The organism is Dolichospermum sp. UHCC 0260, assembly GCF_009711985.1.
GTDB classification, from domain to species: domain Bacteria; phylum Cyanobacteriota; class Cyanobacteriia; order Cyanobacteriales; family Nostocaceae; genus Dolichospermum; species Dolichospermum lemmermannii.
The window spans coordinates 86,253-97,581 of record NZ_VIKZ01000018.1; the positions used below are offsets into that span (position 1 = coordinate 86,253).

An 11,329-nucleotide genomic window follows, 5' to 3' on the forward strand; every position below is an offset into this window, starting at 1 on the left:
TAGGACTTACGCAGAAATCATCTTCCACTCTCATTTCTCTGTGTCCTCTGCGCCTCTGTGGTTCGTTATTCCATCAGTCATGAACATCAAAAATCCGATTCCTTGGCTCATTGGGCTGACTGCATTTGGTTTATCTGGAATGGGTATTGCTTACTTCAGCCATTGGTATCAACCCAGCAAAAATGATATTACAGATTTAACAGTCCCTGTCACTACCAGCAACTTAAACATTAAAATCAAAACCAATGGAGTTGTCCAACCAGTTCGCAAAATTAATATTAGCCCAAGAGAAGCCGGTCGAATTGCCAAACTCTATGTAGATGAAGGTAGTTCTGTCCAAAAAGGACAATTAATCGCAGAAATGGAGCGTCAAGCCTTTCAAGCCCAGGTGAATCAGTATCGAGCGCTGTTATGGAAGGCAAAAGCCGAATTACAAGAAAAGCGTAAGGGTTACGGACCGGAAGAAATTGCCATAGCTCAAGCTGATGTGCGTAAGTACACGGCGCAAGTGAGGGAAGCTCAATCTCGCTTGGCATTAGCCTCTCAACGAGTCAAGCGCAGGCAATATCCTACATCTCAAGGGGCAGTATCCCGTGATGATTTAGATGCCGTCTTGAACGAAGAAAAAAGCGCTAGGGATAACTTACAACAAGCTAAATTTAGTCTGATATCTGCCCAACAACAAGTGAAAAAACTACTTTCCGGTTATCAAACTGAGGAAATTACCAAAGCTGGTGCTGAAGTAGCTCAAGCAACTGCCCAATTACAATTTTACGAAAATCAGTTAGAAAATACTTTCATTCGCGCCCCTTTTGCTGGCTTAATTACCCGACGTTTTGCCCAAGCAGGTGACTTCGTAACTCCAAATACTTCTGTTTCTACCAATGAAGGGGGAACTAGTGCCTCCATTGCTGAATTATCCAGTGGTTTGGAAATAGAAGCTAAAGTTCCCGAAGTGAATATGGCGCAAATTCAGAAAAATCAGCCTGTAGAAATTCGCCTTGATGCTTTTCCTGATCAAGTTTTTCAAGGGAAAGTCCGTCTGATTGCTCCTAGAGGAGTTAAGGAAGAAAATGTCACTTTTATGCGAGTCAAGATTGCTTTGGCAACGGGTCAAGATAAACTCAAGGTAGGGCTAAATGTGAAGTTAACTTTTTTGGTGAATGACATTCGCAATGCCTTGGTTATTCCTTCGGCTGCGGTGGTTTCTGGGAAGGGAGGGCAGGTGGGTGTACTGTTACCAGATAAAGATAATCAAGCAAAATTTCATCCTGTACAGGTAGGAATTACTTCTGGTGATAAAACGCAAATTTTGAGCGGGCTTTCTGAGGGTGAACGGGTTTTTATTCAACCACCGGCTAATCAATTAATTGATGGTATTGATCGTGTTACTGGATCTTAGGGACTTCTAATAAAAAATATTTAAATAAACGAACCACAGAGGCACAGAGGACACGGAGGAATGAGAGTTTAAGAGATTTTTTGTGTTAGGTGGTTGGGTGTTTTTTATGTAAGTTTCTCTTTTTATGAGTTTAAATTATGAATTTGCTGGAAAGTGTGAACATGGCTTTTGCAACTCTTGCTGCTAATAAACTCCGTAGCGGATTAACTATGTTGGGAATAATTATTGGCAATGCTTCAGTTATTAGTATGATTGGGATTGGACAGGGCGCACAGAATCTTGTGTTGGGTAAACTTGAGGCGTTTGGAGCAAATCAACTGACGGTATATAGCACTTTTGAAGATGATGAAGGCATGAAATTTCCTGATGCTCAATTGGTGTTATCAGACGCAGAAGCAATTAAAGCTCAAGTTCCTAGTGTTAGCAAAGTTGCGCCTATAGATGAGCAAAAAATGTCAATTAGTTTTAATAACAAGTTAACATCAACAACTGTTAAAGGCACTACGTTCGATTTGCTTGCTGTGCAGAATCTTACTCTTGTCACTGGCAGAATGTTTAACCAAATACAACAGCAAGAACAGGCTCAAGTTACTGTTTTGGGTGCAGAAACTAGTCGGAAACTTTTCGGCGATGAAAATCCTGTAGGGCAAGAAGTTCTTATTAATAATATATCGTTTCAAGTTATTGGTTTATTGCAATCAAAGGGTGCATTTGGTGGGGAGAATTCTGATCAAACTGCTATTGTTCCCCTCACAACATTTGCTAATAGGTTAGTGGGACGCAGATCAATATCTGATATTCCTCTCAGTTATATTTTAGTGACTGCCAAAAATAGAGATAGTATTCGCGCCGCAGGTTTTCAAATTACTAATATTCTGGCTCGACTACATGGGAAAAAAGATGTGGCTGTTTTTGCTAATAAGAAGTTTCAAGAATTGGTAGTTCAGGTAACTGGTGTTTTGTCATTATTATTAGCTTTAATTGCGGCTATTTCTTTGTTAGTGGGTGGCATTGGTATTATGAATATTATGTTAGTTTCTGTGACTGAACGTACTCAAGAAATTGGGTTGCGTAAGGCAGTTGGGGCAACTCAGAATGATATTTTAGCGCAATTTTTAATTGAGGCAATTATTCTCTCTCTCTCTGGCTGTCTGCTGGGCATAATTGTAGGAGTTGGGGGAACTATGCCGTTAGCCTTCTTCACGCCTTTGACTCCTCAATTTCCTCTATATGCGATTGTTGTCGCCGTGGGAATATCCGGGAGTATAGGCTTGATTTTTGGTGTATTTCCAGCCCGACAAGCAGCAATGTTAGACCCAATTGTTGCCCTAAGAAGTGGGTGATTATTGAGATTTTTTACGTCACTCCTTCCAATTCCTCATCAGTCAAATCATATAACTTTCGCAACTTATCCAACTTATCTCCATCAGCTTGCCATAAACCGCGTCCCGATGCTTCCAACATTCTCCCCACAATATTTCTAAAAGCTTCAGGATTGGCTTTGCGTAATTTTTCCGCCATTTCTGGATCTAAAGCATAAGTTTCTGCGGCTTGATCATAAACCCAATCATCTTGAAAATCAGCAGTACCACCCCAACCAATTAAAGCCGTCATGCGTTGGGAAATTTCAAAAGCACCACCAGAACCTTGATTAGCCATTGCGTCAGCCCATTTGGGATTTAATAACTTAGTTCGGTATTCCATTCGCAATAAATCATCTAAATTGCGGGGTGTGGTGTCTTTAGAAAAACTTTCGACAAAACTGGCTTGTACTTTTTTTCCACTTTGCTTTTCGGCAGCTTTTTTCAAACCTCCCGTATTGGCATAATATTCCTGAATATCGGTTAATCCATATTCTACCGAATCTATTTCTTGAATAATGCGATCGCTAGTTTTTAATAATGTCTGCAATACTTCTGGTCTAGCTTGTCCTTTATCATTTCTACCATAACTAAAAACATTGCGACTTTCCCAAGTATCCCCCAACTCTTCGCCAGATTCCCAATTACCATCAACAACTCTATCATTAACCAAAGAACCAAAATCACCAGAGGGATTAGAAAACAATCTTGCGGAAGAATTTTCCACACCTTGGGCTTTCAAAATCAAAGCGTGTTTTCTAATAAAATTCATTTCCTCCGGTTCATCAATTTCCGCAGCCCGTTGAAATAAATCATCCAATAATTCAATGATATTCACAAAACTATCCCGGAAAATACCCGATAGATTTGCTAACACATCAATGCGGGGATGTCCCACCTCAGCAAGAGGTTTTAAATCATATCTAACAATGCGTCCTGTTCCCTCCTTCACAGGTTCAGCACCCACCAATTCCAAGAGAATTCCCAAAGATTCACCCTTAGTTTTAATAGCATCCAAACCCCATAATAAAACTGCTACAGTTTCGGGATATTTCTTATTTTCATCTAAAGACTGAGAAATAATTTTCTTAGCAATTTCCTTACCCCGTGCAAAAGCAGCAGGAGAAGGCATTCTATAAGGATCTAAAGCATGAATATTCCTACCCGTAGGTAACACCCCAGCACCATCCCTTAACAAATCCCCACCAGGTGCAGGAGGAATAAACTCACCATTTAAACCCCTTAAAAGATTCGTTAACTCATCAGTAGACTGATTTAATAACCTTGTAATTTCCTTTCTTTCTTCTTCCTTTCTTCCTTCGTGTTCTTCGCTTCTATATCCCTCCGGGACGCTGCGCGAACGTGGTTCATTCTCTCCCCCAAAATAAGCATCCAAATAACCAATTAACTCCTCCTGATTTGGTGCTTCACCTAAAGTATGTAAACCAGAGGAAAAAAGACGATTTTCGAGAACTTGGAGATACTCATACAACTTCACCAAATAATGATCAAAAGCGTGATTACTAAACATCCTCACATTTTCCGGCGTAAAGGGAATACCCAACCTTTTCGCATCATCAAAAGGACAATCCACCTCCAAACCAGTATCAACTATCTTTTTACAAATGCCTTCTTTTAACAGATAATTCTTTTCTGGATCTTCTCGATATTCTGCAATTAAATCGCGGATATTTACCAATTCCTTATACAAACCAGCGCGTCCATAGGGAGGGACATTGTGAGAAATTAACACGCCATAACCGCGACGTTTGGCTAAAATTGATTCTGAAGGATTATTTGCGGCATAAATGTAGAGATTGGGCAGATTTCCTAAGAGAATATCAGACCAAGAATAGCCAGTATTTCCTAATGGTGAACCGGGCAACCATTCAACAGTTCCGTGCATTCCAAAATGAACAACTGCATCAGCTTGAAAATCGTTTTGTAACCATTTATAATAAGCTGCATATTGAGGATGAGGGGTTAAATCTCTTTCAAACATTAACCGCATGGGATCTCCTTGAATTCCCAAAGGTGGCTGGACACCTATCCACACATTTCCTAATTGTACACCACCAATATTAAACTCGTCTCCATAGGTTTTAATGCCGCTACCAGTCAGATATTTCCATTGTTTTTCAATGCGAGATGTAAAAAGATAGCCTAACCATTTTTCTAATGTTCTAGCATTAACAGTTGTGATGTCTTTTATGTTATTTTCTCCCAGGGGATTAATTTCATCTGCTGCTTTAATTTGGCGAATTAATTCTTCACCATCTTCGGGAATTTCACCAACTGTATAACCCTGTTCTTTCAGTGCATGAAGTAATTTAATTAAACTGCGAGGAACGTTTAATAATGCAGCAGTTCCTACAGCACCATAACCAGGGGGAAAACCATATAAAATAATGGCAATTTTCCGTTGAGAAATAGGTTTTTGGCGCAGGGAAACCCAGCTTTTAACTCTATTAGTTAATCGCTGTATTCGTTCAGGAACTAAATAAATTTGTTCCCCAACTAAACCACCAAGAGGAATTGTATCAATTGCGCCATCTAATTCTGGCAAAGCATATAAGACAACACTTTGCAGACCGCCTACGCCTTGCCTTGTCCAAGAATGAATATCTTGAATTAATAAGGGTGCAGCGACGATATACGGGACATTTTTAGCTGTGAGAATGCGTTTAGCTACTTCCACCTGTCTTCCGGCTTCCATTGAACCAGCCGGACCACCAACCAGGGGAAAACCAATGGTAGAAACTATGGCATCAATTTTTACCGATTCTGCGGAAAGAGAAAGGGTTTCAATTTTACCTCTTTGACGTTCTTGGGTTTCGTAGTCGCTGGTCATCCAATCTCTAACGGCTACGTGTCCCTCTACACCGTTGATAAAGATGGGTAAGGGAGTCAAACCTGCTTTTTCAAAATAGCGGATTAGTTGGGGAATATAGGGCAATTTGGTGATGACGTGCTTTCGGTAAAGTAAAATACCGATGATTGGGGACTGGGTAATTTTATTCCTTTCTTTCTCCTGACTCCTGACTCCTGACTCCTGACTCCTTCTTTGATACCATTCTAAGTATGCTTTGGGTGATGTAAAAAATCCTTGATAATCAGGATGTAATAACCCCATATCGGGGGTTTCCATGGGTGGGGGTATATCTCCAACTTTTAAATCTAAGTATTTTTCCGCAATTGTCCAAAATAGGGAAGCGACGTTTTCTGAACCGCCGGCGTTCCAGTAACCATAGATAATTAACCAGTTACGAAGGTCTTGGACTTTTTGGACGGGGATGAATTTTAATAACTTTGGTCCGATTTTCAGGAAACTGATATAACCGGCAAGTTTGTCTTCTTCTTTACCGTTGCTGAATTTGTCCAGGATGAATTTAATGGGTTTGGGCATTCCTGCGGGTTTGTCACCAATCGCAAAAGCTCCTATTTTGGTTAAACTCATTAATTCCAGTGCTGACTCGAAAATGAGCCGGATAGGGATGTTAGCGACACGCTCCCGCAACCATACAACTTGGTCATAATCAAAGAGTAAGCTACCAAAGAATACATCTGCGTTTTTAAGTGCCGCTGCTACTTCCGTGCTATTGGTGGTAATATTGCGATCGCTAAATACTCGAATATCCAACTCTGGACACCGGGAATTAGCCAAATCAGCCGCTTTTCGGTACAAGTCCGCGTTAAACGATTCAAACCCAGCAATCAAGACAATGCGTTTCATGCGCTTTTGCTACGAAATATTTCTTTACATTGATCTTAAACATTTTTGGAGATTAATGGGGGAATCTCTACCTAGAGATTAAAATAATGTCTATGCTTTTTGGAACTATATTAACCAGTAGCAGACTCTTGGCATAGTAAAAAAGTCAATTAAGGAGATACAAATGAAATTCGGTATTGATATTGGTCACAATTGCCCTCCTGATAGTGGTGCAGAGGGAATTAAATCCGAAAATAAGTTAACAATGGAAGTGGGTAATAAGGTTATAGCTAAATTAGAAAATTTAGGACATACAGTAATTGCCTGTAAACCGAATAGTGCCAGGACAGTAAATCAATCTTTAGGTAGCCGGTGCGAAAAAGCCAATAGTAACCGAGTAGATATTTTTGTATCTATTCATTTTAATGCTTTTAATGGACAAGCTAATGGAACAGAAGTATTTGCTATTAGCGACGCTGGCAAAAAAGTTGCCCAAAAAGTATTAGATGAAATTGTCAAATTGGGCTTTTTTAATCGTGGTGTTAAAAGTGGCTCACATTTGTATGTTCTCAGAAGAACAAATATGCCAGGAATTCTTATAGAATGTTGCTTCATTGATTCTGCCAAAGATATACAACTATATGATGGTGAAACAATGGCTAATGCCATAGTTGCCGGCTTAACAGGTAAAGTAGCAAATACTTCTGTAAATCCTGTTCCTGGTGTGTCTATTCCTATTGCTGTTCCTGTTCCTAATGCTTCTGTAAATACTGTTATAGATGAAGAACAGAATAAAGATAAGAGCATTCTCCGACTACAAAAAGCTTTAAATCGGCTGAAAATTACTGATAAAAATAATCGGACCCTAGTCGAAGATAATAGCATGGGACAAGCTACATCTTCCGCAACGGAAAAATTTCAGAGAATTGTGGGAGTTTTACCCACAGGAATAGCAGGTAATACTACTTGGGATGCTATCAATCAAATATTAGCTAAACGAGTTGTGCAAGGAACTCATACTAGTGGTGTAATTATCAGATATTTACAATATCGTGTCGGTGCTGATCCTGATGGTATCTATGGTCCACAAACACAAGCAGCAATCAAGAAATTTCAACAACAAAACGGTTTAACTGCTGATGGTATTATTGGGGCAATTACTTGGCAAAAATTGGTAGGTTAGATAAATTTTCATTTAATTTATTGATCCCTAATTCCTCAAAGAATACGACTGATAAATAGGGAGTAAATCTCCCTCTTCCTATCTGCGAAAATGCAAAATTGGCATAGCAAATAAACCCCAAGCCAAACCCGTAATCAAACCAAAAGGCGTAACAATATAATTATTAAAATCCCATAAACCGAAAATCTGCGCTGCTAACTCCAACGGATAAGCCATCATTAATACACTAGCAAAAGCCGCACCAGTCCAACCATATTGACTTAACCAAAAAACGCCTTTGCCATTAGTTAAACCATACAAAATCCGAGTCATCAATAAACCTGATACCGTTCCATAACAGCGCATACAAACCGCCATAATAAAAGGTGGAGATAACTCCAAACCCATAGTAGGCTGGGGACATACATGATTACCCATAAAGTAAATAATATCCGCAATCCCCGGAAGTAAAAACACAGCAGAAGCAGCCAAAAAAGGTGCAATAGGGGGACCAAAAACCATCCCAGCTAACAAGAAATCCGCAAAAAAACTCACCCAATTAACTTGTAACCCTCTTAACAAAACTACCCTTTCCATATTCTCTCTGTGTCCTCTGCGCCTCTGCGGTTCGTTTTCTGCAATTAGTATTATAGGGTAGAAAATACCCAAAATGATTATAAATCATCATCTGGATCTATCCCCATTGCCCGTAAACGTGCTGCTAATTGTGCAGCTTTAACTTCTGCTTTTTCAGCCCTTAATTTTTGTAATTGGGCTTCTTCCTGACCTACCAATAACAAATTACCATCTAAATCCCACCAGCGCAGCCAAAGTTGTTCAGGATTATTTAAGTAACTTCCTTGCCATAGTCCCAATTCTACAGCTAATGGCGCAATAGGATAATGTCCACGTTCGTTAGGCTGCATTTTTTGGTAAGAAAAATCAACCAAATGATAAACTTCTAATTTGCTATTATTCACTTCATAAATAGCATAGTAGGGAACGCGGATAATGCGCTCGTATACCCAGAATTTACCAGGTTTTTCACCTTCTTTTAAACCCGGTAGAGGAGTTGTATCTCTTTCTTCTTCACCATTACCACTAGCTAATTCTATAGCAATTAATGGAGGAATATATTCCCGCCATAAAACATAAGAACGGCGAATTTTACCTGCTAATTGTGGTGCTACATCAGGGACATAAAACCAGTCTGGTGCTACTGTACCTTTTTCTGGTGGTTCTGTTTCTCGCCAATAAATACCACAATCTTGACCTATACAAAATTGTCCGTCGGGATGTAATTTTTGTAAAGTTTGAATTATTGAATCTGTGATAATTATACTTTGAGGATGTTCTTGAAAGTTTTTCACGAAAGTACCATCAGACTCTGGTAGTTGAGTATGATCAGGAAACTGCGGTGGTATAGCAATATCAGCCAGGGTTTCACTCATACTGTTTAAAAGATTGCAGTTGTTTATTTAGTATTATATCAGAGAACAGGAATCGCGGAATTACTGAATATTGTATTATAAAGGTTATACAGTCATCTATCACAGATTATGATTTGCTGCTTAAATCCCGATTGTTCCCAGCCTATCAACCCTGATCATAATAAGTTCTGTCAATCTTGCAGAACCCCATTAATACCATTATTAATCAGTCGCTTTCGAGTATTGCGGGTGCTTTCTAATGAAGGTGGTTTTGGGAGAACCTATTTAGCGGAAGATAGCCAGAAACTCAATGAAATTTGTGTAATCAAGCAACTTGCACCTAAACAGTCAGGAACTTACGCTTTAAAAAAAGCTACAGAGTTATTTATTGAAGAAGCTAAACGCTTACAAGATTTAGGAGAACACCCGCAAATACCAACGCTGTTTGCTTATTTTGAAGATAATGGTTTTCTCTATTTAGTGCAGCAGTTTATTAAAGGCGAGAATTTATTAGATGAATTAAAACAAAAGGGAAAATACAAGGAAACCCAAATTCGGGAATTATTACTAGATTTATTACCATCTTTAAAGTTTATTCATGAGCGCCAGGTTATTCATCGGGATATTAAACCACAGAATATCATGCGCCGAGCCAGTGATGGTAAATTGGTATTAATTGATTTTGGGGCATCAAAACAATTAACTACCACAGTTCACACCCAAATAGGAACACGAATAGGTACTCATGGTTATAGTCCACTGGAACAAATAGAAGGTGGTGAAGCTTATCCAGCCAGTGATTTATTCGCTTTAGGTGCAACTTGTTTTCATTTATTAACAGGGGTTAATCCTTTTAATTTATGGACAAGAAATGGTTTTAATTGGCGACAATATTTACCTAGTTCTGTGAGTCAGGAATTGGGTAAAGTTTTGGATAAATTGTTGGAAGTTGAGATTCGAGAACGGTATCAATCTGCAGATGAGGTCATCAAAGATTTACAAATTCCTCCTACATTTGTTGTATCTCCAGGGGGAAATAAAAATTCATCTTCGGGAAATTCTAAAACTATAATAAATGGTACAATAGGTCGTCGCGTTTTTATCTATGGAGGATTATCTTTAGGTGGTGTAACTGTTGCATTTATAGGACAAAGTTTATTTTCTGGGCAGCAAAATCAAACCTCAATTTCAGATACAACAACTCCTGAAAATACAACAACTCCTGAAAATACAACAACTCCTGAAAATACAACAACTCCTGAGAATACAACTTCCTCAAATAACCTGAAAACCTTTAGTTTTGAAGTGGTCAGCACTGACGCAACCGGAAACATCATTAACCGACGGAATGAAAGTGCAACATACTTTACAGAAGATTTAGGAAATGGTGTGACATTGGAAATGGTGGAAATCCCAGGGGGAACATTTATCATGGGTTCACCGGAAAGTGAAGCAGGAAGGGATTCAAAGGAAGGACCACAACATCAAGTTACTGTTCCTGCTTTCTTCATGGCAAAATATGAATTGACACAGGCACAATATCAAGCTATCATGGGTAGTAACCCTTCTGCATTCAAAGGCAATAATCGCCCAGTGGAAAGAGTCAGTTGGAATGATGCAGTTACATTCTGTGAAAAGTTAAGTCAAAAAACACAGAAATACTACAGATTACCCAGTGAAGCCGAATGGGAGTATGCTTGTAGAGCCGGAACTACCACACCGTTTTATTTTGGTGAAAGTATTACCCCAGAATTGGTAAACTATAATGGTAATTACACTTATGGTTCTGCACCAAAAGGCCAGTATCGTCAACAAACCACAGATGTAGGTTCTTTTCCCCCTAACGCTTTTGGCTTGTACGATATGCACGGTAATGTGTGGGAATGGTGTCAGGATGATTATATAAATAGTTACAATAACGCGCCTACAGATGGTAGTGCATTGACAGGGCGAAGTAGTACAAAGCTGCTGCGCGGTGGTTCGTGGGCCTTCGATCCTGAGTATTGCCGTTCTGCTTTTCGCAACTACAACGTTCTCGGCAACTACAACCTCGATGTTGGTTTTCGGGTTGTATGTAGTGGTGCGGCGAGGACTTAGTAGCCCTTTACACTCTTGCTCTTTTGCCCTTTTCTTTTCTTTCTCTTTTCCCTTCTTAACCCCCGCCGTTAGGCGGAAAAATAAAATTTTTTCTTTCGACAATAAAGCCGATTGTGGTGTCTTTGCTTAGGATAGCACACATTTTTTAAATTGTCAGAATCAGGA

The 11,329-nt window shown here is 39.3% G+C and carries 7 protein-coding genes; 4 read left to right on the forward strand and 3 right to left on the reverse strand.

Translation table 11 applies throughout. The features are described from left to right. Positions 1-79: 79 nt before the first annotated feature. Together FJR08_RS09315 and FJR08_RS09320 are read left to right on the forward strand one after the other, a co-directional pair. Positions 80-1,402, forward strand: coding sequence for an efflux RND transporter periplasmic adaptor subunit (locus FJR08_RS09315; protein ID WP_168632976.1), 1,323 nt, complete (start codon positions 80-82; stop codon positions 1,400-1,402). 137 nt (positions 1,403-1,539) lie between these two features. Beyond that, on the forward strand, positions 1,540-2,745 hold the full coding sequence (locus tag FJR08_RS09320) for an ABC transporter permease (protein WP_015080050.1): 1,206 nt from the start codon (positions 1,540-1,542) through the stop codon (positions 2,743-2,745). Positions 2,746-2,758: 13 nt separating this feature from the next. Here FJR08_RS09320 and bchH read toward each other — a convergent pair whose 3' ends face one another. Further along, a complete protein-coding gene (gene bchH, locus FJR08_RS09325; RefSeq protein ID WP_168632977.1) occupies positions 2,759-6,496 on the reverse strand; it encodes a magnesium chelatase subunit H in 3,738 nt (1,245 codons plus the stop codon). Between the two features lie 163 nt (positions 6,497-6,659). Here bchH and FJR08_RS09330 point away from each other — a divergent pair, with 163 nt between their 5' ends. Beyond that, on the forward strand, positions 6,660-7,658 hold the full coding sequence (locus FJR08_RS09330) for an N-acetylmuramoyl-L-alanine amidase (protein ID WP_168632978.1): 999 nt from the start codon (positions 6,660-6,662) through the stop codon (positions 7,656-7,658). 78 nt (positions 7,659-7,736) lie between these two features. Here FJR08_RS09330 and FJR08_RS09335 read toward each other — a convergent pair whose 3' ends face one another. Both FJR08_RS09335 and FJR08_RS09340 read right to left on the reverse strand, forming a co-directional pair. Then, complete coding sequence (locus tag FJR08_RS09335; RefSeq protein WP_168632979.1) at positions 7,737-8,234, reverse strand: DUF2085 domain-containing protein; 498 nt, start codon at positions 8,232-8,234, stop codon at positions 7,737-7,739. A gap of 77 nt (positions 8,235-8,311) precedes the next feature. Next, on the reverse strand, positions 8,312-9,088 hold the full coding sequence (locus tag FJR08_RS09340) for a Uma2 family endonuclease (RefSeq protein WP_168632980.1): 777 nt from the start codon (positions 9,086-9,088) through the stop codon (positions 8,312-8,314). 108 nt (positions 9,089-9,196) lie between these two features. Here FJR08_RS09340 and FJR08_RS09345 point away from each other — a divergent pair, with 108 nt between their 5' ends. Then, complete coding sequence (locus FJR08_RS09345; protein WP_168632981.1) at positions 9,197-11,164, forward strand: bifunctional serine/threonine-protein kinase/formylglycine-generating enzyme family protein; 1,968 nt, start codon at positions 9,197-9,199, stop codon at positions 11,162-11,164. The last annotated feature ends 165 nt before the right edge of the window (positions 11,165-11,329 follow it).

Coding starts and splice junctions, on each gene's coding strand:
- FJR08_RS09340 (WP_168632980.1), bottom strand. CDS start 9,088: ATGAGTGAAACCCTGGCTGATATTGCTATACCACCGCAGTTTCCTGAT.
- FJR08_RS09315 (WP_168632976.1), top strand. CDS start 80: ATGAACATCAAAAATCCGATTCCTTGGCTCATTGGGCTGACTGCATTT.
- FJR08_RS09335 (WP_168632979.1), bottom strand. CDS start 8,234: ATGGAAAGGGTAGTTTTGTTAAGAGGGTTACAAGTTAATTGGGTGAGT.
- FJR08_RS09345 (WP_168632981.1), top strand. CDS start 9,197: ATGATTTGCTGCTTAAATCCCGATTGTTCCCAGCCTATCAACCCTGAT.
- bchH (WP_168632977.1), bottom strand. CDS start 6,496: ATGAAACGCATTGTCTTGATTGCTGGGTTTGAATCGTTTAACGCGGAC.
- FJR08_RS09320 (WP_015080050.1), top strand. CDS start 1,540: ATGAATTTGCTGGAAAGTGTGAACATGGCTTTTGCAACTCTTGCTGCT.
- FJR08_RS09330 (WP_168632978.1), top strand. CDS start 6,660: ATGAAATTCGGTATTGATATTGGTCACAATTGCCCTCCTGATAGTGGT.